General features: G+C 42.5%; 27 protein-coding genes and 1 tRNA gene. 19 read left to right on the forward strand and 9 right to left on the reverse strand.

Annotated features, from left to right (window positions below; translation table 11 throughout):
- Window positions 1-7: 7 nt before the first annotated feature.
- The 4 genes from phnE to AC504W_RS19470 form a co-directional block, all read right to left on the reverse strand.
- Window positions 8-793 (reverse strand): phosphonate ABC transporter, permease protein PhnE, encoded by a 786-nt coding sequence (phnE, locus tag AC504W_RS19455; protein ID WP_494873882.1) that lies wholly within the window; start codon window positions 791-793, stop codon window positions 8-10.
- Entirely contained in the window at window positions 787-1,512 is a 726-nt protein-coding gene (locus tag AC504W_RS19460; protein ID WP_494873883.1) for a phosphonate ABC transporter ATP-binding protein, read from the reverse strand. The genes phnE and AC504W_RS19460 overlap by 7 nt, the downstream gene beginning before the upstream one ends.
- A gap of 83 nt (window positions 1,513-1,595) precedes the next feature.
- The gene (locus tag AC504W_RS19465) at window positions 1,596-2,582 is read right to left on the reverse strand and encodes a phosphate/phosphite/phosphonate ABC transporter substrate-binding protein (protein WP_494873884.1); all 987 of its coding nucleotides are present in this window, start codon (window positions 2,580-2,582) and stop codon (window positions 1,596-1,598) included.
- A gap of 323 nt (window positions 2,583-2,905) precedes the next feature.
- Entirely contained in the window at window positions 2,906-5,887 is a 2,982-nt protein-coding gene (locus AC504W_RS19470) for a tetratricopeptide repeat protein (RefSeq protein ID WP_494873885.1), read from the reverse strand.
- A 233-nt stretch (window positions 5,888-6,120) separates the two neighbouring features.
- On the opposite strand from AC504W_RS19470, the gene AC504W_RS19475 reads away from it, so the two are divergent.
- Together AC504W_RS19475 and AC504W_RS19480 are read left to right on the forward strand one after the other, a co-directional pair.
- On the forward strand, window positions 6,121-6,360 hold the full coding sequence (locus AC504W_RS19475; protein ID WP_494873886.1) for a hypothetical protein: 240 nt from the start codon (window positions 6,121-6,123) through the stop codon (window positions 6,358-6,360).
- A complete protein-coding gene (locus AC504W_RS19480; RefSeq protein ID WP_494873887.1) occupies window positions 6,353-6,802 on the forward strand; it encodes an HNH endonuclease in 450 nt (149 codons plus the stop codon). Before AC504W_RS19475 ends, AC504W_RS19480 begins: the two co-directional genes overlap by 8 nt.
- A 320-nt stretch (window positions 6,803-7,122) precedes the next feature.
- On the opposite strand, the gene AC504W_RS19485 is transcribed toward AC504W_RS19480, so the two are convergent.
- Entirely contained in the window at window positions 7,123-7,590 is a 468-nt protein-coding gene (locus AC504W_RS19485; RefSeq protein ID WP_494873888.1) for a hypothetical protein, read from the reverse strand.
- A 405-nt stretch (window positions 7,591-7,995) separates the two neighbouring features.
- Here AC504W_RS19485 and AC504W_RS19490 point away from each other — a divergent pair, with 405 nt between their 5' ends.
- The 4 genes from AC504W_RS19490 to AC504W_RS19505 all read left to right on the forward strand — a co-directional run bounded on the left by AC504W_RS19490 (window position 7,996) and on the right by AC504W_RS19505 (window position 10,252).
- On the forward strand, window positions 7,996-8,208 hold the full coding sequence (locus tag AC504W_RS19490) for a RelB antitoxin-like protein (RefSeq protein ID WP_494879389.1): 213 nt from the start codon (window positions 7,996-7,998) through the stop codon (window positions 8,206-8,208).
- Entirely contained in the window at window positions 8,195-8,467 is a 273-nt protein-coding gene (locus AC504W_RS19495; RefSeq protein ID WP_494873890.1) for a type II toxin-antitoxin system RelE family toxin, read from the forward strand. The genes AC504W_RS19490 and AC504W_RS19495 overlap by 14 nt, the downstream gene beginning before the upstream one ends.
- Before the next feature lie 16 nt (window positions 8,468-8,483).
- Window positions 8,484-9,263 (forward strand): Uma2 family endonuclease, encoded by a 780-nt coding sequence (locus AC504W_RS19500; RefSeq protein WP_494873891.1) that lies wholly within the window; start codon window positions 8,484-8,486, stop codon window positions 9,261-9,263.
- A gap of 95 nt (window positions 9,264-9,358) precedes the next feature.
- On the forward strand, window positions 9,359-10,252 hold the full coding sequence (locus tag AC504W_RS19505; RefSeq protein WP_494873892.1) for an SDH family Clp fold serine proteinase: 894 nt from the start codon (window positions 9,359-9,361) through the stop codon (window positions 10,250-10,252).
- A gap of 104 nt (window positions 10,253-10,356) precedes the next feature.
- Here AC504W_RS19505 and AC504W_RS19510 read toward each other — a convergent pair whose 3' ends face one another.
- Complete coding sequence (locus tag AC504W_RS19510) at window positions 10,357-11,007, reverse strand: peptidoglycan-binding protein (protein ID WP_494873893.1); 651 nt, start codon at window positions 11,005-11,007, stop codon at window positions 10,357-10,359.
- A gap of 238 nt (window positions 11,008-11,245) precedes the next feature.
- Here AC504W_RS19510 and AC504W_RS19515 point away from each other — a divergent pair, with 238 nt between their 5' ends.
- The 11 genes from AC504W_RS19515 (at window position 11,246) to AC504W_RS19565 (ending at window position 22,861) form a co-directional block, all read left to right on the forward strand.
- Window positions 11,246-12,700: a hypothetical protein gene (locus AC504W_RS19515; protein WP_494873894.1), complete on the forward strand. Its 1,455-nt coding sequence runs from the start codon at window positions 11,246-11,248 to the stop codon at window positions 12,698-12,700.
- Window positions 12,701-12,883: 183 nt separating this feature from the next.
- Entirely contained in the window at window positions 12,884-13,345 is a 462-nt protein-coding gene (gene rimP / locus AC504W_RS19520) for a ribosome maturation factor RimP (protein ID WP_096585136.1), read from the forward strand.
- A gap of 132 nt (window positions 13,346-13,477) precedes the next feature.
- Window positions 13,478-14,791, forward strand: coding sequence for a transcription termination factor NusA (gene nusA / locus AC504W_RS19525; RefSeq protein WP_494873895.1), 1,314 nt, complete (start codon window positions 13,478-13,480; stop codon window positions 14,789-14,791).
- A gap of 222 nt (window positions 14,792-15,013) precedes the next feature.
- Complete coding sequence (locus AC504W_RS19530; protein ID WP_494873896.1) at window positions 15,014-15,277, forward strand: YlxR family protein; 264 nt, start codon at window positions 15,014-15,016, stop codon at window positions 15,275-15,277.
- 194 nt (window positions 15,278-15,471) lie between these two features.
- Window positions 15,472-15,615: a hypothetical protein gene (locus AC504W_RS19535; protein WP_494873897.1), complete on the forward strand. Its 144-nt coding sequence runs from the start codon at window positions 15,472-15,474 to the stop codon at window positions 15,613-15,615.
- Window positions 15,616-15,754: 139 nt separating this feature from the next.
- Entirely contained in the window at window positions 15,755-18,868 is a 3,114-nt protein-coding gene (gene infB, locus AC504W_RS19540; protein ID WP_494873898.1) for a translation initiation factor IF-2, read from the forward strand.
- A gap of 191 nt (window positions 18,869-19,059) precedes the next feature.
- A complete protein-coding gene (locus tag AC504W_RS19545) occupies window positions 19,060-19,689 on the forward strand; it encodes a low-complexity tail membrane protein (RefSeq protein WP_096579100.1) in 630 nt (209 codons plus the stop codon).
- A 112-nt stretch (window positions 19,690-19,801) separates the two neighbouring features.
- A complete protein-coding gene (locus tag AC504W_RS19550) occupies window positions 19,802-19,999 on the forward strand; it encodes a hypothetical protein (RefSeq protein ID WP_494873899.1) in 198 nt (65 codons plus the stop codon).
- An 81-nt stretch (window positions 20,000-20,080) separates the two neighbouring features.
- Entirely contained in the window at window positions 20,081-20,215 is a 135-nt protein-coding gene (locus AC504W_RS19555) for a hypothetical protein (protein ID WP_494873900.1), read from the forward strand.
- A 17-nt stretch (window positions 20,216-20,232) separates the two neighbouring features.
- Entirely contained in the window at window positions 20,233-21,609 is a 1,377-nt protein-coding gene (locus AC504W_RS19560) for an S-layer homology domain-containing protein (RefSeq protein ID WP_494873901.1), read from the forward strand.
- Between the two features lie 202 nt (window positions 21,610-21,811).
- Entirely contained in the window at window positions 21,812-22,861 is a 1,050-nt protein-coding gene (locus AC504W_RS19565) for an SGNH/GDSL hydrolase family protein (protein ID WP_494873902.1), read from the forward strand.
- Here the strand turns inward: AC504W_RS19565 and AC504W_RS19570 are convergent.
- Window positions 22,803-23,579: a class II aldolase/adducin family protein gene (locus tag AC504W_RS19570; RefSeq protein WP_494873903.1), complete on the reverse strand. Its 777-nt coding sequence runs from the start codon at window positions 23,577-23,579 to the stop codon at window positions 22,803-22,805. The genes AC504W_RS19565 and AC504W_RS19570 overlap by 59 nt on opposite strands.
- A 182-nt stretch (window positions 23,580-23,761) precedes the next feature.
- Here AC504W_RS19570 and AC504W_RS19575 point away from each other — a divergent pair, with 182 nt between their 5' ends.
- Window positions 23,762-24,805: a M42 family metallopeptidase gene (locus AC504W_RS19575; protein ID WP_494873904.1), complete on the forward strand. Its 1,044-nt coding sequence runs from the start codon at window positions 23,762-23,764 to the stop codon at window positions 24,803-24,805.
- Window position 24,806: 1 nt separating this feature from the next.
- Here AC504W_RS19575 and AC504W_RS19580 read toward each other — a convergent pair.
- Window positions 24,807-24,878: transfer RNA gene (locus tag AC504W_RS19580), tRNA-Thr, on the reverse strand.
- A gap of 33 nt (window positions 24,879-24,911) precedes the next feature.
- Between AC504W_RS19580 and AC504W_RS19585 the strand changes: the two genes are divergently transcribed.
- Window positions 24,912-25,181, forward strand: coding sequence for a DUF3493 domain-containing protein (locus AC504W_RS19585; RefSeq protein WP_494873905.1), 270 nt, complete (start codon window positions 24,912-24,914; stop codon window positions 25,179-25,181).
- A 207-nt stretch (window positions 25,182-25,388) separates the two neighbouring features.
- Here the strand turns inward: AC504W_RS19585 and AC504W_RS19590 are convergent, their stop codons facing one another.
- Window positions 25,389-25,625, reverse strand: coding sequence for a hypothetical protein (locus AC504W_RS19590; protein ID WP_494873906.1), 237 nt, complete (start codon window positions 25,623-25,625; stop codon window positions 25,389-25,391).
- Between the last annotated feature and the right edge of the window lie 128 nt (window positions 25,626-25,753).

The raw sequence follows: 25,753 nt of genomic DNA on the forward strand, positions 1-25,753 counted from the left end.
AGTACGACTACATCGAATCTAGACGCTGACGCAATTTACTACTAAAAGTATCAATTACAGTTACAACTACCAACAGCACTAACATCATAGTTGTGGCTTTATTGTATTCAAAACCATCAATGTAACTCTTTAATTGAAAACCAATTCCACCAGCACCAACTACACCCAACACGGAAGCTGCGCGGATATTATACTCAAACATCCATAAGGTGTAACCTAAACCCAAGGGTAAGACTTGGGGTAAAATGCCGTACTGCATAATCTGAAATCTTGATGCACCCATCACTTGCAAAGATTCTAAAGATTTGGCGTTGACGGCTTCAATGGCTTGTTGGTAGAACTTTGCTAGATAACCAATGGTGTAAATTGCTAAAGCTAAAGTTCCGGCGGGTGCGCCTAAGCCAGTGGCGGCGACGAAAATCAACCCTAAAATAATGGAAGGAACAGAACGGACTGCGTTTTGCAGTAAGTTGGCTAACCATTGCAACCAACGAGGCGCAACATTACTAGCACTAGCGACAGCAATGGGTAAAGATAAAATTGCTCCGATGGTGGTTCCCCACAAAGACATCTGCACTGTTTCTATGAGTGCTTTAATTGCTATATCTATAACCGTGGTATCAGGGGGAAATAGGCGAGAGACAAAATCGGTGATGTAAGGCCAGCTAGATGTTAGTAATTCAAAATCAACTTTGATACCTCGCAAAGCCCATGTATAAACTACAACAATAATTAACAGGATCAGTAAGGGACTGATCCAAGGATAACGGCGAAGAGTTTTTGAATTTAACATTTGACAAATTGGGCTTGCAAGTTTTCACAAAGTCCGTCGTAAACAATGCGTCCGGCTTCTAAAACGATCGCACGTTGACCGTATTGTGCAGCTATACCTAAATCGTGCAACACTGTCACAATCGTCATACTTTGCTGGTGCAATTCTGATAAGGTTTCCATTACCTGTTGACAGGCGACAACATCCAAACCTGTAATTGGTTCATCAGCTAAGAGTATCTGCGGTGATTGAATTAATGCACGGGCGATCGCTACACGTTGTTGCTGTCCACCACTGAGTTGACTAGTTTTTTGATAAGCCTGTTCTTTTAAACCCAACTGTGCAAGTAAATCCATTGCTAAAAGGCGATCGCGTTGGGGGAAACCAAATAATGTCTGCCAAGTTTTCCTTACGCCCAGTCTGCCACACAATACATTATCAATGGCTGACAACTGCCGAATTAATCCGCCTCCCTGAAATAACATCCCCACATTGCGGCGAATTTGGGGTAATGTGCGGGGATTCATTGTCAAACCGTTGATGTAAATTTCTCCCTTGGTGAAGGGGACTAATCCTACAAGCGATCGCAATAATGTAGATTTACCCGCACCGTTGAGTCCCAGTAAAACCACAAACTCGCCCTGTTTAATCTGACAACTAACGTCATTCAGGATAGGACGGTTCAAAGAAGCAGCATAAGCTGTCTCTAGGTTATGGCATTCAATTACAAAATTACCCATCCTATACCTCGAAATCCTATTAATGGCTTTAGATCCCCGACTTCTTAAAGAAGTCGGGGATCTTTTGATTTGTTTTACTGAATTTATGGTGCAATTCCAATGCGAGAAAGGGCGGTGCGAACTGGCGACAAGTGACGGTTATGATCAACTCTCACCAATTCGGTGGAATTATACAGGTTACGTAATAGTTGATTATTTTGTGACTGATTTAACTTGAGTAGAGCGTTGATTAATCTTTCTCTGTCTTGAACTGGGACATCATCATCAATGGCGATACCGTGGGCGGGAACACCGGATATTTTATGTAATATTCTTAACTGGCTTTTTTCTTGGGCGGTGATGTACGGAGGGAACATCGCATACTCAGAAACAACCGCGACATCAGCTTGACCACGCACTACAGCTTGCAACGCTTTGCTGTAATTACCACCGTAAGCAACTTGACCGAAGAAACCATCGAGGCGATCGCGGTTGGGGACAAATCCTTGTTTTACTAACTCACTCACCGGGAAAACGAACCCTGAACCAGAAGTTGGGGAAGTAAACGCCATCCGCTTACCCCGTAGTTGTCCTAGGGTTGCTTGAGCCGTATTTCTGGTTTTTAGTGGGCTATTATTGGGAACAACAAATATGGAATTATAAGTGTATCTACCAGAGTAATTGTCACGAACTTCTGCGAGATACAACTTTGCATTTGCCAATTGTTCAGCCTTCAACGCCGGACGACTGCTAAGAAAAGCTACATCAGCACGATTTGCTCTCAAAGCTTCCACCGCCGCCGTATCATCACCAATCTGCGCTTTGACGGGAATCTTTAACTCGTTAGAGAGAAAGCGGGCGACAGCGTTGGCTTTAGTTTGCAAGTCTGTAGAGTCAGAACGACTGGGAAAAATTACTGTTAAACTATTTAGTCTTCTAGCTTGGGCAAGTAAGTGTGGCGCTTGTTGATTAAGAATGGAGTTAGCATTAGCATTTTTTGTCTGCATCACCCCAAAACTGCCAACAACCAAACCTGTCAGCGCCGCAAATGCAGCACCAGCACCCAATACGCCCCTTTTACTTACAGTCATTTCTAACTCCCCATTAGGAACTATTTGCAGTATTTTTGACAATTAATTTCAACTATCTCAACAAATGAATCTAGAACTTTTGGGAATAAAAGTCAATATGAATTGGATGACTGAATACGGCAAAAGGCTGTTAACTAGCTTGAAAATAAGGAGTAGAGAATGAGTGTCTGGGTGTTGAGATGAAAGCAAAAACAATATCTGCGTGACGAAGATTTAGATAAAGCCCCCCGCAGCCAATCAACTCAACTGCGATTTCTCAGCAGAGAGTTAATTAAGCATTTACTCATCGGTTCTCTCAAATCTGTCACCAGTACTGTATCACTTTAAACCTTCAAAGCAGATTGTAATAACTCACGCATAGATTGGGCTTGCACATGATTAGGGAAAATTGTTAAAAAGTCTTTTAGGTCTTGAATTGCTTCGAGTTTAATATGCAAGGAAGCACTTTGAGATAGCGCATAATCATACAAATTTTCTGCTGATTTTGAGTCTTCGGCTGCTAAATAGTAGATAGCTAAATTAAAAGTATTACGCCAGTTTCTAGTATCCTTTTCGTAGCTTTGTTTAGCAAGCTTTATGGCAAGTGCTAGGTCAGTTTTTGCTTGATATGTTTGCTGAAGAGCCTGATATACTAAGGCGCGCATATATAAATACTTATCATTATCAATATCTAAATTTATAGCGAGATTAAAATCTAACAGTGCTTTCTGATAACGCCGGATTAAACAATAAGTGAAACCTCGATGTGCCATCACCCAATCATATTTGGGGTCAAGTTCAGTAGCACGGTCGAAATCTTGCAGTGCTTCGGGATAACGCTCCATTAAGCGGTAAGTTACACCTCGACTAGCGATCGCCCAGTCAAGCTTAGGATTAAGTTCAATAGCACGGTCGAAATCTTGCAGTGCTTCGGGATAACGCTCCATTAAGCGGTAAGTTACACCTCGACTAGCGATCGCCCAGTCAAGCTTAGGATTAAGTTCAATAGCACGGTCGAAATCTTGCAGTGCTTCGGGATAACGCTCCATTAAGCGGTAAGTTACACCTCGACTAGCGATCGCCCAGTCAAGCTTAAGATTAAGTTCAATAGCACGGTCGAAATCTTGCAGTGCTTCGGGATAACGCTCCATTAAGCGGTAAGTTACACCTCGACTAGCGATCGCCCAGTCAGATTTAGGATTAAGTTCAATGGCGCGGTCAAAATCTTGCAGTGCTTCGGGATAACGCTCCATTAAGCGGTAAGTTACACCTCGACTAGCGATCGCCCAATGGTATTTGGGATTAAGTTCAATAGCACGGTCGAAATCTTGCAATGCTTCTTGATAACACTCCATTGATTGGTAAGTTCGACCGCGACGTGCGATCGCCCAATGGTATTTGGGATTAAGTTCAATAGCACGGTCGAAATCTTGTAATGCTTCTTGATATCGCTCTATTAATCGGTAAGTTTCACCTCTAGCTGTGATTGCCCAGTCAGATTTAGGATTAAGTTCAATAGCACGGTCGAAATCTTGCAGTGCTTCTTGATATTGCTCCATTAATCGGTAAGTTTTGCCTCGGTATGATAAACCTTCAGGTTCATTTGGAGCTAAATTTATAGCTTCAGTCAGATCTCCTAAAGCTTTTAAGTATTGGTTCGATTGAGCATAAATATCACCACGTCGATATAAAGCTACTGCACGCCACTTGATTTCAAGACAGGAATTACTCAACAATGCTGTGAACATTTCAGCAGCAACTTCATACTGTTTTTCCTCATAAGCTTTTAAACCATTGGCTAATTGTTCACCCCAACGCTGAATTTCATCTACACCCGTATCTTGACCTGCTTGTATCATTCTTTCCGCCCAGCGTTCAGCAAAAGCGCGTTTATTTTTCAGCGCAGCGAGAAATTCATTTAAAGCAGCAGGTAAACTCCTCTGTGGTGACTGACATAAACCGTGATACAAAACATTGAGGGTGTAATTTTGCCAAACAGGATCACGCTGTTTTTTGTCTTCTTCCAGGTGTAAATTATTCCGCAAGGTGTCGTAATAATCTGCTAACTTGCCATGCAAATCAGCCCAGCTTTGCGGAGATACAAGGCGCTTGTGGCGAAGCATTTGAGTTTTGACGACATCATGATAAGCCCAACCATCAGTGCGTTCGTCAATAAATGGCATTTCTTTCAGCCAGCTAAATAAACTATCCGCCTCTTCTTCTCCTCGCAATTTAGCCAACACATCCCGATTTAAACACAGAGGAAGCGCAGCATCTACAGCTAATTGTCGCCGCTTGGGATCATCAATCCATTTTAAAAAGCGTTCTACTGCTGTACCGCTAGGATCGCCTACTTGAGTGGGGTCACTGGGAGTTTCCGCCGCTAAGGTGGCGACTAGTAAAGGTAATTTTCCCGAAAGGCGTAAAATTACTTCAATAACTCGACTGTTAGTAATTCCTTTGCGGGTGAGATATTGTTGGGCTTCTGCTTCTGTAAATGGTTCTAAAGGGAAACGAACCATTAACCCCTCATAAAATGCCCAATGGTTTTTATCTAATTCTTGCCGACCAGCAATAATCATCAATATATTGAGAGGTACTTCACCATAGCGACCATCTAAAACTTCCCGCAGCCAGCTATCGAGAAATTCCTCGCTGCGTTCATAGGTATCAAAGAACAACCCAAGACCAGACTTTTGAGCAATTTTAGAAATATCTTCTAAAAATAAAGGAGTCAGCACCTCCACAGGTTCTTGGACTAAGCGAACTTCGTCTTTATTTGCTAATTTTTTCGCTACATAAGCTGTCCATTCCCCGGCTTGAGTCACCACAGCATCTTCATTTATCAAGCCAAACACCGCACCAGAACCGGGAACTTGTTTAGCCATCCCCATTCCTGCTTTAGCGACAGTTTTCCCGACAAAAGCCGAGAAACCTTGCGGTGCTTCGGGGTCGGTTTCTAATTCCTGACGCTTCTGACGATAAACTTTGTAGCGTTCCGTAAATTGTCCCAGCTTATGACCTTGCTGTTCTAAGTCTTCCGCCAAACGCCCCATAACTTCCGGGATACTTTTTTCACCCTCATCAACGTAAGCCGGGATAATTTTTGCCCCTTCTACAATTTGGCGAAACTGACGCAGCAGTGTAGTTTTACCAACTCCCCCTTGACCCCAAACATTAAATAAAAAGTGGCGACGGGAGTCTTCTAAGGGTAATTCTAGATTTTTGCGAAATAGATTAACTTGTTCCTCTCGACCAACAAACCCTGACTGCTGACGTTGTTTGAGAATATCCTGTAAACTCTTGGGCTTATTTTGCGGATTCATTAAAAGATTCAGGTGTCAGAACTAATACATCCAAGATAACTACTCAGTCAGCATTACCCATTGCGGATTTAGAAAGACTTAATTCTTGGCTATGCAGCCAGTTGTACAATAACAGCGTCAAAACGGTAAATATATAATCTAAGTGCGCGCAGTTTAACCCTAATATGAACTAGTTAATAGCTATTAAAACACTAAAATAAAAGCACATATCGATAACTCATATTGCCCTGGCTATGACAACTGTAATCGCTAGACCTTCATCATTGATTGGTAGTATCAGAATAGAAAAGCTGGATAAGTTTTACCTGTTCAAATTTAACGATCAACTACAAGCACGAATGGAAGAACTGTTAGAACGCAAAAAAGCTGACTTACTAACTCCAGAAGAAGTAATCGAACTTGAAGAAATCGGAGAACTAGATAGAATTTTTACTCATATCAATGCGATGTTAGTAGCTCAAAACAATGATTGATGATGCTACTAAAGTAATTGTCCGAAAACGTGCCAATTATCTGTGCGAGTATTGCCATTCTCCAGAACGCATTTCTACAACAAGATTTACAGTAGACCATTTAATACCAAAATCTATTGGCGGTTCTGATGAACTTAATAACCTAGCCTTGGCTTGTCGTCGTTGTAATGAGCGTCGCTACAACTTTGTCGCCGGATATGACTCAGAGACTAACGCAGTAGTACCTCTATTTAATCCTCGCCAGCAAATTTGGTCAGAGCATTTCTTTTGGTCAGCAGATGGTAAGACAATGATCGGAGTTACCCCCGTTGGTAGGGCAACCTGTAAGCGACTTGATATAAACGATGAACGCTATCCCGAAGATGACTCTATTAGGAGTGCGCGGAGTTTTTGGGTTAATGCTGGCTTACATCTTCCTAGTGAAGATCCAAGAGCAAGCTAGTCGTTAGCGTTATTCTGAACTGAAACTTATTGCTCGTTAACCCTCAAAAGTCTGGTTCCAAACACAAAAATTTTAACTTGAAACGAAAACGTTCTCACTTTTAACCGCAATGCTCTCGTTTCAACCAAGAACATTCTCACTTAAAACAAAAAAGTTCTCATTTGAAACAGAAACATTCTTACTTAAAACAAAAACGTTCTCGTTTCAAACAAGAACGTTCTCACTTACAACAGCAAAATTTTAGCTTTGAACTCGGAGTTTTTCACTTTAAACTAAACCATCCAGGCTCAGAAGCTCAAATGTCGAGTTAATTTCTCAACTTACAAAGCTTGTGGCTGGACTTTTTTAGTTTTCCGCGCAAATCTTCGTCCTAAATCATCAACCATTGTCTCTAAACCAGCGCCTTTACCACTAGCTTTGGCATAGTTATAAACTAGCAACCCCGCAGCATAAGCTTCACTACCCACAGCTACGGATGTATCATCTATCAGTTCTTGCAGTTGTGTCAACGACAGCAAAATCGGATACAAAGCTTCAAATAATTCAATGTCGCGGCGCATTTCATCTAAGTCAAAAGAACGCGGTAAGAAGTCGGGATTTTGTGCAGCTATTTCCAACGCCTTACTCACAAATGCGCGACTCTTATCTCCCAGCTTCGGTAAAGATTTACGCTCCTCCGTTGACAAATCTACTAAGAACGGTAACTTTTCTTTGATGGTCGTAATTGCTTGCATTACCGCCTCCCGGTCTGCTGGGGAAAGTCTAGCACTGACTTTAGATTCTGGCATTTTTCATACACCCTAAATTGTACTTAATTTCAGTATTCCCCAAGTCAGTTAGGCAGTTATAGTTACTTGTAAGCAATTAAGAAAATTTTTTTATACCAACAAACAAGAAATATTTTGCTAATTAACGCCGTGTGCAACTTTATCTCAAACCTAACCCCCAACCCCTTCCCTACAAGGGAAGGGGAGCAAGAATTAAAGCCTCTCTCCGCTGCGGGGAGAGGTTTGGAAAGGGGTTTCAAATATAAACATCGCGTTAATTACAAGGCTTAAACAAGTTTTATGATGGTTTGAGCATAAACAGCACCGAGAACTATTAAACAGAGCAATTATTACTTTCACTGTTGTCGAATAACAGCGTCACAATAGTAAATAGAACTAGTTAACAATCAGTCTGATGTTAGTAAAATGCTAGAAATAACCAAAAATTATGTCATGGATGAAAATCAGCAACCTGTTGCTGTACAAATTTCCATAGCTGACTTTGAAAAAATTGAAGAAATCTTAGAAAATTATGGCTTGATTAAGCTAATGGCTGAGACAGAAGATGAGGAACGTCTCTCTAAAGATGAAGCGTGGAAATATTACCAATCGTTAAAGCAAAAGAATGTGGACAGTTGAATATACTAAAAAGTTTTTAAAAGAATTGGCAGATTTACCACAAGATATACAAGCTCGGATTGAACCAATTATCTTTCAAGAACTAGAATCAGAAAATCCTTTTGAGTTAGGCTATTTGCAAAAAATGAAAGGCTACGACAATAAATATAAAATTCGCGTAGGTGATTATAGAATAGGAATTTCTGTTGACAAAGAGGCACAAACAATAATTTGTCAACGAGTTGCCCATCGTAAAGATATTTATAGAATTTTTCCTTGATAGATTATCTTTCAATATGACTACATATCCTAACTACATCCCACAATCTGATCCGCCGCGTCCACCTTGGGAAACGCTGCCAACAATGTATGATTTACCCAGCGATAATCCAGAGGAACCAGGTTTGCCAGACGATTTTCATTTTTTGCAACCGTTACTTTTATACTTAACTTTTCAACCAATTAATTGGAATCCAGAGTTGGTTTATAGTGCTGCTGACTTGAATCTTTATTATGATTTGCAGCATCCTTTATGGTATAAACGCCCAGATTGGTTTGGTGTTGTCGGAGTTAAAAAACTCTACAAAGGTGAAGATTTGCGATTAAGTTATGTCACTTGGCAAGAGCCAGCAAATCCTTTTGTGATTGTGGAATTATTATCACCCGGTACAGAAGCGGAAGACTTAGGAACCAGCGAAAAAGCAGAAGATAAACCACCGAGTAAATGGGAAGTTTATGAAAAAATTTTGCGGATTCCTTACTATATTGTGTTTAGTCGTTATACCAATGAACTCCAAGCATTTGGGTTAGTTGGTGGTCATTATGAACCAATAAATTTAACTAACGGACGCGTACTAATGCCGGAGTTAAATTTAAGTTTAGGTGTATGGCAAGGCACATTTCGAGATATTGAAAGATTATGGTTACGCTGGTTCACCCTAGAAGGTGAATTGATACCCGAACCTACCGAAGAAGTTGCTGCGGCGAATGAACGGGCGATAATTGCTGAACAGAAAGCAGAAAAATTAGCCGAACGATTACGCCAATTGGGTGTGAATCCTGATGAGTTGATTTAATATGTAACGTGAGATAAACCCCTAGATAGACTTGCGATCGCTCAAAGATTGTCACAATTAATCACAAGAACTGTTATTTTTGGACAATCAAACCTATGGGATTCGGTATTGGTGATTTATTCTGGATTTTTCTGCTGCTTTCTTCTCTACAACCCATCTGGCAAAAACGCCAAGTAGAATATCGGCGTATTCGCAGCTTGCAAGAATTCCAACAAGAACGCAAAAGTCGGGTGATTTTGCTCATCCACCGTCAAGAATCTATCAGCTTACTAGGCATTCCCATCTCCCGCTACATCACCATTGAAGACTCAGAACAAATTCTGCGGGCAATTCGCCTCACGCCTCCAGATGTTCCGATTGATTTAATTCTGCACACTCCCGGCGGTTTAGTACTCGCAACCGAACAAATAGCTAGAGCATTAATTCGTCATCCTTCTAAAGTCACAGTTTTTGTCCCACACTATGCCATGAGTGGTGGGACAATGCTGGCCTTAGCCGCTGATGAAATTGTGATGGATGCTAACGCTGTTTTGGGGCCAGTTGATCCCCAATTAGGTAACTTCCCCGCCGCCAGCATTTTAAAAGTAGTTAAAGATAAACCCATCGGTGAAATTGATGATCAAACTTTGATCATGGCAGACTTGTCAGAGAAAGCCATTCAACAAGTACAACGCTTTGTGCGGACTTTATTGAAAGATAATATCCCTAAACAAAAAGTTGAACCAGAAAATATTGAACCAATTATCGATGCCTTAACAACCGGACGCGTGACTCACGATTATCCCATCACAGTGGAAGAAGCCACAGAAATGGGGTTGCCTGTCACAGTCGGACTACCCCGTTCCATTTACGATTTGATGGATTTGTATCCCCAACCACAGGGAGGACGGCCAACCGTACAGTACATTCCTATGCCTTACGATGACCGTCGTCCAATTTTACCAACACCCAAAGGCAGACCTTTAGAAGAAGCTGATCAAAGAATGTAGACAAGTGCTGAGTGTACTTGGTTACTTATCCTACAGGAAACTACTTTGGGTCTAAAAAGCTTTAGCAATCAGCATTTCTTGAGCTATCAAACTACCGCTACAACTTAGGGTGTAGTAGTTGGTGTTGCTGTTGAAGTTGCCGTTGGTGACGCTGTTGGAGTTGCTGTCGGTTTAGCAGTCGGTTTAGCAGTTGGTGTCGCCGTCGGTTTAGCAGTCGGTGTCGCTGTCGGTTTAGCCGTTGGTGTCGCCGTCGGTTTGGGTGACGATGGAGACTGAGGCGTACCTATAGTTTCCTTCGCATCTGCATTTAGCTTCTGGCGGAGTGCTAAATTAGCAATTCCCGTTTCTTGAAGCTGATTTTTTTTCTGATATTCCTTAATTAATTGTTCTGTGCGCGGGCCAAAAAACTGATCACGAGGGAGAGAAGGATTTGGTTTAAGTACGACATTTAAATTAGCTTGCAGGATCTGCACAATATCGGCCGCTAAATCTTGGGTTTTGGGGCCTGCTATACCGTCAACACCAAGCTTGTAGCCTTTCTGAAAATCACGAATTGCCTTTTTCGTTTCCTCATCTGTTAGAGGTGTATTCGAGACTTTAACTTTGTAACCTAGCCCGTGCAACACAGCACGCAATTCTTGGGGCTTATAGTTACGTTGACGAGCAGCATAAGTACTGTCAGAAATTAGTACACTGGTACTTACTAGGCAAGTAGCAGCAATAATTGCGCTGGATTTACTAAACCCACACCACATATCTCAAACTCCTTGCAGTTAAATTAGCATCATTTAGAGATTAACAGGTGCATTTTACGTTTGTTAAAGACTTTTTTCTCAATGTTTAATCATTTGTGATTAATTAAAATTAATTAATATTGATATAAATTTTTGGCAATCTTTCTTGAGAAGTATTTAGATTTCCTATTTCCTTCTTTCAACCCTCTGGTTAGGTTATAACTAAATACTTAAAACTTGTATAATCTAAAACAAAAAAATGGTTAATCAAACATTGCCAAAACAAAAAAATCTTTGGTTTGAAAGATTGATGGCACTGCTTGCCACAGTTAACTTAGGCTTAGTTGTGTTTGATTTGACTTATATACAATGGCGTGATTTCTACTTGCGGAGATTACCTAAAATTACGCAAATATATGATCCAATTAAAGGCATCGCTGCCCATAGAGAAACCCAAAGTTATTTAAAAGCAGTAGATGCACTCAAAGAACAGGTTAGTCAGACAGGTTTAACATCACCACAAGCGAAGGCGAAGCTAGACGAACTCAGCCGCCTGAGTGCCGAGATGATTAATAGCAACCCCTTTGCCGGAGTTGGCAAAAGTGGTACTTTAGAAAAAATTAAAAACCGAATGCGCGATCGCATCGGCAATGATTCCGCCAAGCAGTCCTTTGCTACTTTCTGGAGCCAAGCTTATCTCTCCCAAAAAGGCTGGAATCAAGAATTTACCTTTTTTAATCAAAAAATTAGTCCATTAATCGCCAGCAACTACTACCGCCAAATTGGGGAAAATAGCGAATATCTCGATGATTTTTGGCTCATAGACCTACCATTTGTCACGATATTTGCCATCGAGTTTTTAGCACGCATCTTTTATATCAAACGTCGTCATCCCGGTTACCGCTGGTTAAATGCCATATCTTACCGCTGGTACGACTTATTTTTGCTCATGCCATTTTGCCGTTGGTTGCGAGTTATACCTGTAGTCGTCCGGCTTGACCAATCCCAACTATTAGATCTCCAGCCATTACAGCACCAAATTAATCAAACAGTTGTCGCAAATTTTGCCGAAGAACTCACAGAAATTGTCGTCGTTAGGGTAATCAACCAGATTCAAATCTCGATTAAACAAGGTGATTTCACCCGCTGGATATCGCAACAAGAGAACTTACGCCCTTATGTAGATATTAATAATGTAAATGAAATAGAAGCGATCGCCGGCATTTTAGTACAAACCGTTGTCTACCAAGTTCTACCCAAAATTCAGCCTGATTTAATCGCGATTTTGCGCCATAACATCGACGGTTTATTAAATCAAGTTCCCATGTACCGCAACCTCCAAGCCTTCCCAGGCATCGGACAAGCTCAAACCCAACTCAGCGAACAACTCGCCACTCAAATTACCACCAGCTTGTATGGTGCTTTAGTCAGTGCTATTCAAGACCCTGAAGGTGCAAAACTCACAAATCAACTTATACAAAGTTTTACCACCGCTTTAGGCACAGAAGTACAGCAAAAACAAGTAACTGCCGAAATTCAAAGCTTATTATTTGATTTCTTAGAAGAAGTCAAGCTCAACTACGTACAGCGCCTCTCCCAAGAAGATATAGAGACAATCGTCGAGCAAACCAGACAGCTAAGAACACAACCATACATTCAGCCAATAGTAGAGCAAAGTTCTGCGATCGTCGAAATCAGAGACAAAAAAGTCTGAAGTATGAACTTTTATTCTTCTGCCTCCTGCCTCCTGCCTTTTGACCATTTAACTATTGACTCTTAGAGAAATGCGCTACACTCAATTTAGGGCGAACTATCATCAGTTCGTTACAAGACTTCTTGGAAGATATCCCTATCGCAGGAAGTGGGTCGAAGCCCACTTTTTTTATTGAAATTTCGCATGACTCATCCGTTAGTCCCACAAATTATAGATTTGGCAGCACCAGTAGCAACAGAACTGGGATTAGAAGTCGTTGGCGCAGTTTTTCACACTAACCAACGTCCACCCGTATTGCGGATAGACATTCGCAATCCCCAGCAAGATACTGGTTTGGAGGATTGCGAAAGGATGAGCCGCGCTTTAGAACCCTGCTTAGATGCGGCGGAGATCATTCCAGATGCTTATGTCTTGGAAGTGTCTAGTCCAGGTATTTCGCGGCAATTGGTGACAGATAGAGAATTTATTTCCTTCAAAGGATTTCCTGTGATTGTCACCACTTCGCCACCCCACGACGGACAACCAGAGTGGAATGGTCAGTTGATTCGCCGGGATGAAACCAACATTTATTTAAATCAAAAAGGTCGGGTAGTAGAGATTCCCCGTTCTCTCATTACTAGGGTGCAACTAGACGAACGTCGGTAAACGAGGGATTAGGGTTTAGAGATTAGAGGCTAGGGACTAGGGAGTAGAGTTAATCTTTTCTCTAATCCCTAATTACTAATGCTTTTTCCTACTTCCTACTCCTTATTCCTTAATTTTTAAAGGAGATTGCTTATGTCAATGGTTAGTCTACCAGGATTAAAAGAATTAATTGAAAGTATTAGTCGTGAGCGAAACTTACCTCGTTTAGCAGTTCAAGCGGCGATTAGAGAAGCACTGCTGAAAGGTTATGAACGTTATCGTCGCGCTCAAAATTTAGAACGCAAGCAATTTGATGAAGATTATTTTGATAATTTTGAAGTAGAACTCGATATTGATGACGAAGGATTTCGCGTTCTCTCCACAAAAACCATCGTTGAAGAAGTTAGTAACACCGACCATCAAATTTCTTTAGACGAAGTGCAACAAGTCGCCCCAGAAGCTCAATTAGGCGATTCTGTCGTCTTGGATGTCACACCCGACCAAGGAGAATTCGGTCGCATGGCCGCCATGCAAACCAAGCAAGTCCTGGCGCAAAAATTACGGGATCAACAACGCCAGATGGTGCAGGAAGAGTTCCAAGATTTAGAAGGAACTGTACTGCAAGCCAGAGTTCTGCGATTTGAGAGACAATCGGTAATTTTGGCTGTTAGCAGTACCTTTGGTCAGCCAGAAGTCGAAGCTGAATTACCCAAGCGAGAACAGCTACCAAACGATAATTATCGAGCTAATGCCACCTTTAAGGTATACCTGAAGAAAGTTTCTCAAGGTCAACAAAGGGGGCCGCAACTGTTAGTATCCCGTGCTGATGCCGGGTTAGTAGTTTATTTGTTTGCCAACGAAGTCCCAGAAATCGAAGATGAAGTGGTGCGGATAGTCGCTGTAGCGCGAGAAGCGAATCCCCCATCTCGATACGTCGGCCCCCGGACTAAAATCGCTGTAGATACCTTAGATCGAGATGTTGACCCTGTAGGTGCTTGTATTGGCGCACGAGGATCAAGAATCCAAGTAGTAGTGAATGAACTACGTGGTGAAAAAATTGACGTAATTCGTTGGTCTCCAGACCCAGCTACATATATCGCCAACGCCTTGAGTCCAGCGAGAGTCGATGAAGTCCGGCTGATGGATCCAGAAACGCGGCAAACTCACGTATTAGTAGCCGAAGACCAACTGAGTTTAGCAATTGGCAAAGAAGGACAAAACGTGCGTCTAGCAGCCCGCCTCACTGGTTGGAAAATTGATATTAAAGATAAAGCCAAGTATGACTATGCAGGCGAAGATACAAGGTTTGCAGCTGCTCGCGCTCAAGCTCAATTAGAACAAGAACAGATGGAACTAGAGGAAGATGACATGGAACTAGAAGATGATGATATGGAATTAGAGGAATTTGATGAGCAAAACCAACAAGAATTAGACGATGACTCTTTTGATCCAGGTGACGAAGAGTAATTTATGAGCCTGGAACAGTTCTGCTAATATTTACCTCAGTCAAAGTTTAATAATTACTTGAGAAAAAATGAGATACAAGTCAAAAGTTAGCTATACTAGCTGGACTTTCCTATAAAACTGCTGACCGATCATTTTCTGATGAAATCAATAAAAAATTCAAAATTTCTCAATGGGGTAAATCAAAAATCAAAAATTATTTGACTTCATGCCTATAAAAAACTGATGAAACCGAATTATCGGCGTTGTATTAGTTGCCGCAAAGTCGGCTTAAAGCAAGACTTTTGGCGGATTGTCCGCGTCTTTCCATCGGGAAAGGTACAATTAGATCAGGGCATGGGGCGTTCTGCCTATATTTGTCCGCAAGCAAGTTGTTTGCAAGCGGCAAACAAAAAGAATAGATTAGGGCGATCGCTACAAGCATCAGTGCCAGAAACACTGTATCAAACATTGTGGCAACGTCTAGCTCCAAGTCATCACCAAAATTAAATATCAGGTTGAAAAACTTGGTGGTGGTAATCCCCAGAGGATTGTAACGAAAGCCGAACTACTCGTGCCGAAGATACACCCTCTGCAATTGTTGGGGTTAGTGCCAAAATAGTAAATGGGTGTAGTCTGCAAGCGGCTCTTTAATTTAAAAAAGAACGAAGCAATACTCCCACAAAGTTTTACTCGATTGTGTTGTGGAAGACTCAGAATCAGCAAAACAAAAAACTACAGAATGGCAACCTGGTAGCGCTCAGGCGCAGTTCGGCATCAAAAGTTCTCATAAAAACTTTTTATGGGAGCCAATCAACCGCCATTTTTGGCGTAGATGCCAACGTTAACCCGAAACATCTCTCTTTCCTGATTGGAGGCACCGGCAAAATTACCAAGGGCAACCGAAAAACAGTGATCTAAGGATGGAGATGTCGCACACCCAGGCAACCATCCGCCAAAAAACTGTAAATTAAAGGGGAAGAGTGGATGAACAACGGCAAAGTTAGAATCTATGAATTATCAAAGGAATTGAATTTGGATAACAAAGAGCTATTAGCAATTTGCGACCAGCTCAATATTGCGGTCAAAAGCCATAGCAGCACTATTTCAGAATCAGAGGCAGAACATATCCGGACGGCTGCCGAAAAATTGGCAGTAACGAATGGAACACCTAAAAGAGAACTAGGAACAACCACCAACAAACCAAATTCGCACCAAACTGGCTCTCATAGCCGACCTGCACCACCACACAAACAACAAATTTTGGAAATTCGTAAACCCAAAATATTGAGAAATCCTAACACCAATGCCCCAGAGGCATCAGTTGCTACTAATACTCAATTTGCTTCTTCTGAAGTCAATTCTCCAGCACCTCCACGGCCCTTCGCTACACCAGTCTCATCCATGAAGCCGACGGCACCAACCCGACCTGTACCCCGGAATCAGTCTGAGAACTCACAAGCACCTGCTGTCACAGACGCAACCCCAAAACCGAATACGCAAGTATCAGAAAATATAGCAGCGGAAAAGCCAGAAAAAGCGCCTTCGCACAAGCAAAGGCCAGAAAAACCGCAAAAACCGCAACTATCTGCACCACCTGCCAGACCAGAGGCAGAACAAGCTTCTATTAGTGGTCTGTCAAGTTCAGCAGACAAACCGATCCTCAAGCGCGATCGCGACCAGGTGAAACCGACTAAGGCTGGTAAACCTTCTCAGGCTCCAACAGAAGCAGGACAAGCGCCAGCGCCCAAACAAAGTCGTCCGACCCCTGGGCCTGTCAAACCAGAACAGCGGACAAACCGACCCCCAGGGGCAGGATCAGATGGGCCGCGTCCTCAAAGACCAGTACGTTCCACAGAACCAACAGCAGCCCCACTTGCTACCCCGCCTAGCAGACCAGCAGCCGGAGCAACAGCAAAAATCGGAGTCGATGATGATGCTGTAGTTCCAGATTTATTAGACCTGAAACGGCCAACACCGCCGCGTCTAGCCAAAGGTGGGAAAAAATGGCAAGAAGAGGAAATAATTGACGAAGTTAAAGAGAAAGCAGGCAAGGGAGGCCCCAAAGGTAAGCGGGTCAAACCAATCCTGGATGATGACTTTGAAGATGATGATCTTCTAGATGAAGAAGGTCTAGATATCCCAACTACTATCCAGGCCAGTCTTTCTATCGCTCGTCCACCGAAACCAAAAGCAGCGCGACCTGCACAACCTGTAATGGCAGCGGCGATCGCAGCTCCAACTTCTAGAGCGAATAAAAAAGCCAGTCATTCTAACCGTGGTGAGCAAAACCGTCGTCAAGAAGCAGAGCCAAAACGCGATCGTCCAGAAAAAATCGTGGTGACAGGCCCGCTGACAGTGCAAGAACTCGCCAACGAATTAGCAGTTGCGGATACAGAGATTGTAAAAATCCTGTTCCTCAAAGGTATGGCGGTAAGCATTACTCAAAATCTAGATATCCCAACCATTACCTTGGTGGGTAAAGAGCTAGAAGTAGAAGTTGAAACCGCCGAACCAGAGGCAGAAGCACGTAAGATCACAGAAATGATCGACGTGGCCGATTTAGAACATCTTATTCGTCGTCCGCCTGTGGTGACCATTATGGGTCACGTAGACCACGGTAAAACTACCCTACTTGACTCGATTCGCAAAACCAAAGTCGCGGCAGGAGAAGCTGGTGGTATTACCCAACACATCGGTGCATACCATGTGGACATCGAACATGACAGTAAGCTCCATCAGATCGTATTTTTAGATACCCCTGGTCACGAAGCCTTTACCGCCATGCGGGCGCGGGGTGCTAGGGTGACAGACATCGCCATTTTGGTAGTTGCAGCAGATGATGGTGTGCGTCCCCAAACAGTGGAAGCCATCAGCCACGCACAAGCAGCAGAAGTGCCAATTGTCGTCGCCATTAACAAAATTGACAAAGAAGGCGCACAACCAGACAGAGTTAAACAAGAACTCACCCATTATGGTTTAACTCCAGAAGAATGGGGTGGTGAAACCATCATGGTTCCAGTCAGTGCAATTAAGGGTGAAAACCTTGATACGCTTCTGGAAATGATTCTGTTAGTCGCAGAAGTTGGCGAACTATCTGCCAACCCCGATCGCCTAGCGAAAGGAACCGTAATTGAAGCCCACCTGGATAAAGCGAAGGGAGCAGTTGCTACCTTGTTAATTCAGAACGGAACTCTGCACGTCGGAGATATGCTCGTTGCTGGTTCAGCCTTTGGTAAAGTTCGGGCAATGGTTGACGACCGTGGCCGCAGAGTTGATGCAGCTTCACCTTCCTTTGCCGTTGAGGTACTAGGATTAAGTGATGTACCCGCAGCCGGGGATGACTTCGAGGTCTTTGAGAACGAAAAAGAAGCTCGGAGTATTGCAGGCGATCGCGCCGACAAACAACGCTTGTCACGACTGTTACAGGGACGTGTCACACTCACAACGTTGTCGGCTCAAGCACAAGAAGGCGAGTTGAAAGAACTCAACTTAATCTTGAAAGGCGACGTGCAAGGTTCTGTCGAAGCGATCGTTGGTTCGCTCAAGCAAATCCCCCAAAACGAAGTGCAAATCCGGATGCTGTTAGCATCGGCTGGAGAAATTACCCAAACAGATATTGACTTAGCTGCTGCCAGTGGCGCAGTCATTATTGGCTTTAACACCACCTACGCCAGTGGCGCAAGACAAGCCGCTGATGAAGCAGGTGTAGATGTCCGGGAGTATAACATTATCTATAAACTCCTCGAAGATATCCAAGGAGCCTTGGAAGGTCTGTTGGAACCAGAGTTGGTTGAAGAACCTCTTGGTCAGTGCGAAGTCCGTGCTGTCTTCCCAGTTGGTAAAGGAGCCGTTGCTGGTTGTTATGTCCAATCTGGCAAGCTGGTACGTAACTGCAAACTGCGTGTACGTCGTGGCGGAAAAATTGTTTACGAAGGTGTTCTTGACTCCCTCAAACGGATCAAAGAAGATGCTCGTGAAGTCAATGCTGGTTATGAATGCGGTATTAACGTAGACAAATTCCATGACTGGGTTGAAGGCGACATTATTGAAGCCTACCAGATGGTTACGAAACGCCGTACTCTCACATTGACAAGATAGTGGTCAACACTAAGTGCTGAGTTCAAGTCAACGTTTAAGTGTGTTGAACTGAAAATAAGTTAGTTCCACACTCAAAACTGAAAATTTAAACTCAGCACTCAGCACTTTTAACAGTTATCAGTTATCAGTTTAAATACTTTTCATAACTGTTCACTGTTGACTGATTTACTTCAGCACTTAGCACTTTTAATATGTCCTCGTTTCGCTCTGAACCTATATTGTGGATTCACATTGCTGGATTAGCAGCACTGCCAATTTTTTTGGTGTTGTGCCTATTATTCTTAGCTATAGGTGAGCCACTCTTACCAGTGTGGGGAGAGTTATTATTAGTAGCCACTATAGGCGTTACCCCACTGTTATGGATGCAGCTACGTCGCCCATTTTATATATATTCTCTTTTAGGCATAGCGCTCAAACCCGAAAATTTGACCGAGCAACAGCGTAAGATACTTTGTTTAATTAATACTAAGTTAAACCGGGTACTTTCCTTAGTCACAGCAATAATATTAACTGTGGTGCTGTGGCAGCTTTACAAGGTTGTTCCCCAAGTGCAACATTTAGTCAGCTTTTTGCCGCAGTGGCGTGGCTTAGGCTTAGTATTGGCTGCTTTAGCTTTTTTAGCAAGTAACTTATTTTTACAAGTTCCCGTGAGTGTGGCAAGAATTTTAGTGACTAATGACACAGAATTTGCTGCCCTAGAACCGTTATCTTTAGATAATATCAAGCATGATTTCACTATTTTAGGGGTGCAAGTTAATCAAATTTTACCCAGGTTGTTTCAATCCTTAATCGGGATCAATAGAAACTCGCAGCAGCCCTAAACATTAGAACCTAATAAATATTTCGCAGAGTATACACTGTCTCACAAGGGCAGGTTTGTATTCGCTCAAAACGAAAACCGCCATAACTGTTAAAGTTGAGGAATAAGGGACTATGACTGCAACTCCTGCTGCTAGTAATTACCAATATCCCGCTGATACCGAAATTTGGTACAGCCTTAAATGTGCGATCGCTTCCAGTTCCGGTTTCCAAAGTTGGCAACTAGAACGTGATGCCCAATTACAAGGTCTGCGCCTGGATCAACAAGTACAAAAGTATTTAAGAGAAACTTTAGAAACTTTGGCTTACTAAAAAAATCAGATTAATCTGGGTTACTTAGCCCAAATGACCAGTTTCCAGGGAAGCATTATAGTAATGCTTCTTTTTTAGTTTATGGAAGCAAAATTACAAAAATTTTTGTCGATCTGCGGCGATCGCACTTTTGATGATGAGGTTGATATGAGCGATCGCAATGCAATGTTCGGTAAAGTTTTGCCAGTCTGCGCTAGGGTAGAAATGGACACGTAATTTATCAATTCCTGCTTGTGCTTCTCTGCAAACGTCCAGCCGCCTTATTAAGTTTGGCTGTTTTACTTACTTCCTTAACAGCCTGTAGTAACAATCCAACCGCCAAAAACTTGGAAGAATCTTTGGCGGCTGATCCTCGACTGCAAAACAACCCAGTTGTCTTTGGGGAAACTAATAAAGGCGAACCACAATCAGCACAAAACGAAGCAACAGTCCAGCTTCCTGCGGATTTTCCCAAAGAAATCCCGTTATATTCCAATGCCAAACTTCAGGAAGTTACGCCTGCGAGTGGTTCAAATAATCAAGTATCAACTCGCTGGTTGAGTTCCGATCCCAGCAATTTTATTACCAGCTTTTATCGCAGCCAGTTGCAAGATAATAACTGGCAAATTCTCCAACAACCAGCTGATGATATTGGTACTTTTGAAGCACGACGCAATAATTTGCTCGTCAAAGTATCCATTCAAGCTCAATCAGTGACGAATGCTGCACCTAATCAGCCACAAACAGCTACTAGTTTAGTAATTGATTATGCGCCTAATAGTTCTGAGACGGCGCAATCTACACCAACAACTAATAATACTCCGCAACCTGGTGATCCGCAGTTTATTGGCCCAGTAGCACCTAACACTGCAACTACTCAACCAAGCACTACGCCTAATAATTCAACTACCACTGCAACTACAACTACATCTGAAGAATTTTCTGACCTCAACAAAGCGCCACAAGAATTACGCCAACATATCCAAGACTTAGCTGCATTGGGTGTGTTGTCGGTTGAATCTTCAGCAAATAAGGCTAATTCCAGCAATACAAACTTATTTGAACCGGGGAAAATCATCACCCGCCGAATGTATGCGCGTTGGTTAGTTGCTGCTAACAATGCGATGTATCCGAACAATTCTGCCAAGCAGATACGTTTAGCTGCGGAAACTACGCAGCCTGCTTTTAGTGATGTAGCAAAAACAGATGCAGATTTTCCTACAATTCAGGGACTAGCTGAGGCTGGCTTGATTCCCAGTCCCTTGTCGGGAGACTCAACCACAGTTTTATTTCGCCCAGACGCGCCTTTAACACGGGAACAATTGATTTTGTGGAAAGTGCCGTTAGATACTCGCCAAGCTTTGTCTACTGCCACTTTGGATGCAGTTAAACAAACTTGGGGTTTTCAAGATGTCGGGAAAATCGACCCGAAGGCATTACGGGCAATTTTGGCTGATTTCCCCAGTGCTGAACAATCAAATATTCGGCGGGTGTTTGGCTATACGACGTTGTTTCAACCGAAAAAACCTGTGACCCGTGCCGAGGCGGCGGCAGTTTTGTGGTATTTTGGCACTGTAGGTGATGGGGTATCAGCGAGTGATGCTTTGAAGTTAAAGCGATCGCCCACCTAATCTTACTTGTTCTTGGTATAACCTTGGTAAATCATAAATATTAAGTAAATATATTCAGTTCTTGTTGAATCTGACAAAATTTATTCAGTAAGATTACATAAATCTCGAATTCTAGCTATGGGGTTTTGCCATACCCTCAAAATACAGTCAGTACATTTACTAATCTCTTAATTAGATACGCAGCAATTAATATATCAAAAGCATGAAAAAACGACTGGTAGCCGCAGGCTTTGTGTTTTTATCCTTCATGTTGCCTCAGAAAGCTTCGGCTGCAAATTTTAGCCAGCTGTATGTATTTGGCGACAGCTTATCTGATACAGGTAATGTTTTCAATGCTACGGGTGGTGTCTTTCCAGCAAATCCACCTTACCCCAATAGAAGTTTATCTAACGGCCCATTGTGGGTTGACTATTTTGGCAATCAATTAGGCTTACAGCCGACTTTAGCCACCAAATTAAATACTACTATTCCCACCCAAGGTATTAACTTTGCCTTTGGCGGTGCTGCTTCTGGTGTGGGTAATGCGGTTGTACGTGATGCACCATTACCAGGAGTGTTAGAACAAGTAGGTTTGTTTGCCCAACCTCTCTTGGCTAATAACCAGACTGCTGATCCAAATGCGCTATATGTTGTGTGGGGTGGAGCGAATGACTTTTTATTCCCCAATCCCCAAGACTTAACAACACCAGTAAATAATATCGGCTTGGCATTAACTACTCTAGCTAGTGTGGGTGCAAGAAATATTTTGGTGTTTAACTTGCCAGATTTAGGGAAGCTTCCAGGATCGACAGCAGACAATCGAGATCCGGCAACTCTTACTCAATCAACCAATAATTTTAATTTTGGCTTACAAACAACTGTCGCTGCTTTAAACCAAAATCTCAATTTGAATATTATTCCTGTAGATGTAAATTCCCTGTTTAATCGGGCGATCGCCTCCCCATCAGAATTCGGTTTAAATAATGTTACGGAAGCTTGTCTATCAACGGTGGATTGTCTAAACAACCAAAATCAGTTTTTATTTTGGGATAATTTTCACCCTACTACTACTGCTCATAGATTTATTGCAGAGACTGCACTTGCCGCAATCCAAGCAAAAGAAGTTCCCGAACCTTCTGTGTCTTTAGGATTGTTGGCGCTTGGTGCAGTGGGTACAATTGGAATGCTCAAACGCCAACATCAAAAGTCAGCATTCAATCCAAAAAATCGGGTTCTTGCCGCACAATCATCTCGTATAAAGGTTGAAAGCTAAACCAACCTAAATTGTGTGAACCAACTTGAGAGTGCGCTATCTCCGCATACTCATGTTTAATGGGGCTAGGTTTGCCAGCGGCCTCAGCCAATAACTGTGCTTGACAAGAGCGCTCCATTGTGATGAACCACCAAGCAGCTTCATCAACTGTATGACCAACAGTAAGTAAACCGTGGTTCTTCAGGATAATGGCTTTGTGTTTGCCGAGGGTTTGGGCTATCCGCTGGCCTTCTTGCGGGTCAAGCACGACACCTGTATAGTCATCAAATAAGCTGTGGTCTTGGTAAAAACTGCAAGCATCTTGGGTGAGGGGGTCAAGCAAACGACCAAGACTCGACCAACTTTTACCATAAATAGAATGAGCATGAGCAGCCGCTACAGCATCAGGTCTAGCTGCATGAATTTGGGAATGTATGGCAAAAGCAGCCCGATTAACTGGGCGATCGCCTATAATAACCTCACCTTCTTGGTTAACTAAAATTAAGTCACTGACGCGAATTAAACCAAAGTGCATTCCAAAAGGGTTCACCCAAAAGTGTTCGGGTGTTTCTGGGTCGCGTGCTGTGATATGACCTGCTATTCCCTCATCAAAACCATAGCGGGAAAATAGGCGTAATGCTGCGGCTAATCGCTGTTTGCGGTGTAGGCGTTCCTCTTCAATAGAAGTAAATGTAGGTAGTTGGGGTGCGTTGGGCTTCTGTACAGATATTGCTTGCATAATTAAGTCAGCATGAATATTTATCGTTAGGATAAGGCAGGAAACAGAATAATTTTAGGTTTTGGATAGTAAATTCAACATCCACAATCCACAATTTAAAAATGTCTGTGCATCTAAATTACCCCTAGGGTAGCCTCGGAATTTATCTATGGAATATATATAAATTTAAAATCTAAAATCGAATGTGGGATTACGAACAGCTATTTAAGATTATTGAAGAACTAGTCATGCACCATTCCCCTAGCGGTGCAGAGACGGAGATTAACCAATTTTTGCTTCAGAAATTTGCCGAGTTGGGAGTAGAAGTTTGGAGCGATCGCGCTGACAATATTATTGCTAAAATTCCTGGAAAAGACCCTAATAGAGTGATCGCAATTACGGCTCACAAAGATGAAATTGGCGCAATTGTCAAAACCATCGGTGATGCAGGTCGAGTAGAAGTTCGCAAACTTGGCGGTGCTTATCCTTGGGTTTACGGTGAAGGTGTTGTTGATTTACTTGGTGATAATGAAACCATCTCTGGTATTCTCAGCTTTGGTTCTCGCCATGTATCTCACGAATCACCGCAAAAAGTCCAACAAGAAGATACACCTGTAAAATGGGAAAATGCCTGGATTGAAACCAAATGCACCACTGCTGAATTAGAAGCCGCAGGTATTCGACCAGGAACCAGAATGGTAGTTGGCAAGCATCGCAAACATCCCATTCGGTTAAATGATCACATTGCCAGTTATACCTTAGATAATAAAGCTTCGGTGGCGATTCTTTTAGCTTTAGCCCAAACACTGAAGCAGCCAGTTTGTGATGTGTATTTAGTCGCCTCAGCCAAAGAAGAAGTCGGCGCAATTGGGGCGTTATTTTTTACCCAAAATCAGCAGTTAGATGCTTTGATTGCTTTAGAAATTTGCCCCTTATCACCGGAATATCCCATTAAAGACGGGGAAAATCCGGTACTGCTGTCTCAAGATGCCTATGGCATATATGATGAAAACTTGAATCTGCAATTGTGCCGTTCTGCCAAGCAATTAGATATATCTGTACAATTAGCCATTATCAGCGGTTTTGGTAGTGATGCCTCAATTGCGATGAAATTTGGTCATGTCGGTCGTGCTGCTTGTTTAGCATTTCCCACACAAAACACCCACGGTTATGAAATTGCTCATCTAGGTGCGATCGCTAACTGTATTAATCTATTAAAAGGCTTTTGTGAAACTCTCACAGAATAAAAGCCGATGACGGGATTTGAACCCGTGGCCTGCTGATTACGAATCAGCTGCTCTACCACTGAGCCACATCGGCATACACGAATAGAAATTATAGCATTATTTACAGATGGTAGAACCAAATCCCAAAACCCGCCTTAATCCAGAACAATATGCCCGTTTAAAAGCAGAAGCAGCAACTCCTTATCGCGGCTTCCGGCAATTTATCTACATTGGTGTGGGTGCTTCTGGTTTTATTGGCGCATTTGTCTTCTTTTTTCGCGTCCTTGCTGGTAGAGAACTTGACAGCGCTTTACCTAATTTGGCATTGCAACTAGGAATAGTAGCTTTGATGGCTTTTTTGTGGCGCTGGGAAAAACGTAATCAACTACCTAAATAGTTTAACAACAACAAGGAATATCAGTTAACATGATACGCAGTAATCACTATCTTCTTGTCGGTACTATATACAGACTCGACTCTTGGATATTCGTTATGAATCCACCATACTTTGATTCTATTAGACTGTGCAGGTGCGCTACCTGAAATTGAATATCCCGCCTGAGTCATTAAGGTTTCAAAAGTATTTGAGTCGAGAACCGCGCAATTAAAAGCTGTTAGCCCCTGTATTTGGTGTTTGTTTAGGGTCATAACTACCCTGGTAAGTCGTAAAAATTCTATATCCTGGTAATACTAAAGCAATTCCAGTGCAACTATGAATTTCACCAGGATATTTATACGGAATATCATCGGGGATACTCCCACCAATGCGGAAACTAAAACCAAGTATCCATATATACAAACCAGGTAGTAGTAAATCCATACTATATGCAATAGCTCTCATTGCCTCATTTTCCTTGAAAGAAGCACGATTTCTGCCTAGCGCTATTTTTTTAGAGATATTTTTCAGGTTTGTGGTTTTTAACATACAGACTCAATCACTAATAGGGATTAGTTAAGTTTTAAGCGTTT

The sequence above is a fragment of the Nostoc sp. C96 genome (assembly GCF_059384975.1).

Bases quoted from the DNA above. Each gene is read 5' to 3' on its own strand.
- AC504W_RS19485 (WP_494873888.1), bottom strand. From the start codon at position 7,590: ATGCCAGAATCTAAAGTCAGTGCTAGACTTTCCCCAGCAGACCGGGAG.
- AC504W_RS19465 (WP_494873884.1), bottom strand. From the start codon at position 2,582: ATGACTGTAAGTAAAAGGGGCGTATTGGGTGCTGGTGCTGCATTTGCG.
- AC504W_RS19470 (WP_494873885.1), bottom strand. From the start codon at position 5,887: ATGAATCCGCAAAATAAGCCCAAGAGTTTACAGGATATTCTCAAACAA.
- AC504W_RS19590 (WP_494873906.1), bottom strand. From the start codon at position 25,625: ATGAGAGCTATTGCATATAGTATGGATTTACTACTACCTGGTTTGTAT.
- AC504W_RS19550 (WP_494873899.1), top strand. From the start codon at position 19,802: ATGACTGCAACTCCTGCTGCTAGTAATTACCAATATCCCGCTGATACC.
- AC504W_RS19490 (WP_494879389.1), top strand. From the start codon at position 7,996: ATGCTAGAAATAACCAAAAATTATGTCATGGATGAAAATCAGCAACCT.
- AC504W_RS19530 (WP_494873896.1), top strand. From the start codon at position 15,014: ATGAAACCGAATTATCGGCGTTGTATTAGTTGCCGCAAAGTCGGCTTA.
- AC504W_RS19480 (WP_494873887.1), top strand. From the start codon at position 6,353: ATGATTGATGATGCTACTAAAGTAATTGTCCGAAAACGTGCCAATTAT.
- AC504W_RS19515 (WP_494873894.1), top strand. From the start codon at position 11,246: ATGGTTAATCAAACATTGCCAAAACAAAAAAATCTTTGGTTTGAAAGA.
- AC504W_RS19460 (WP_494873883.1), bottom strand. From the start codon at position 1,512: ATGGGTAATTTTGTAATTGAATGCCATAACCTAGAGACAGCTTATGCT.
- AC504W_RS19570 (WP_494873903.1), bottom strand. From the start codon at position 23,579: ATGCAAGCAATATCTGTACAGAAGCCCAACGCACCCCAACTACCTACA.
- AC504W_RS19495 (WP_494873890.1), top strand. From the start codon at position 8,195: ATGTGGACAGTTGAATATACTAAAAAGTTTTTAAAAGAATTGGCAGAT.
- AC504W_RS19510 (WP_494873893.1), bottom strand. From the start codon at position 11,007: ATGTGGTGTGGGTTTAGTAAATCCAGCGCAATTATTGCTGCTACTTGC.
- AC504W_RS19475 (WP_494873886.1), top strand. From the start codon at position 6,121: ATGACAACTGTAATCGCTAGACCTTCATCATTGATTGGTAGTATCAGA.
- nusA (WP_494873895.1), top strand. From the start codon at position 13,478: ATGTCAATGGTTAGTCTACCAGGATTAAAAGAATTAATTGAAAGTATT.
- AC504W_RS19575 (WP_494873904.1), top strand. From the start codon at position 23,762: ATGTGGGATTACGAACAGCTATTTAAGATTATTGAAGAACTAGTCATG.
- infB (WP_494873898.1), top strand. From the start codon at position 15,755: ATGAACAACGGCAAAGTTAGAATCTATGAATTATCAAAGGAATTGAAT.
- AC504W_RS19555 (WP_494873900.1), top strand. From the start codon at position 20,081: ATGGAAGCAAAATTACAAAAATTTTTGTCGATCTGCGGCGATCGCACT.
- AC504W_RS19500 (WP_494873891.1), top strand. From the start codon at position 8,484: ATGACTACATATCCTAACTACATCCCACAATCTGATCCGCCGCGTCCA.
- AC504W_RS19545 (WP_096579100.1), top strand. From the start codon at position 19,060: ATGTCCTCGTTTCGCTCTGAACCTATATTGTGGATTCACATTGCTGGA.
- AC504W_RS19585 (WP_494873905.1), top strand. From the start codon at position 24,912: ATGGTAGAACCAAATCCCAAAACCCGCCTTAATCCAGAACAATATGCC.
- rimP (WP_096585136.1), top strand. From the start codon at position 12,884: ATGACTCATCCGTTAGTCCCACAAATTATAGATTTGGCAGCACCAGTA.
- AC504W_RS19505 (WP_494873892.1), top strand. From the start codon at position 9,359: ATGGGATTCGGTATTGGTGATTTATTCTGGATTTTTCTGCTGCTTTCT.
- phnE (WP_494873882.1), bottom strand. From the start codon at position 793: ATGTTAAATTCAAAAACTCTTCGCCGTTATCCTTGGATCAGTCCCTTA.
- AC504W_RS19565 (WP_494873902.1), top strand. From the start codon at position 21,812: ATGAAAAAACGACTGGTAGCCGCAGGCTTTGTGTTTTTATCCTTCATG.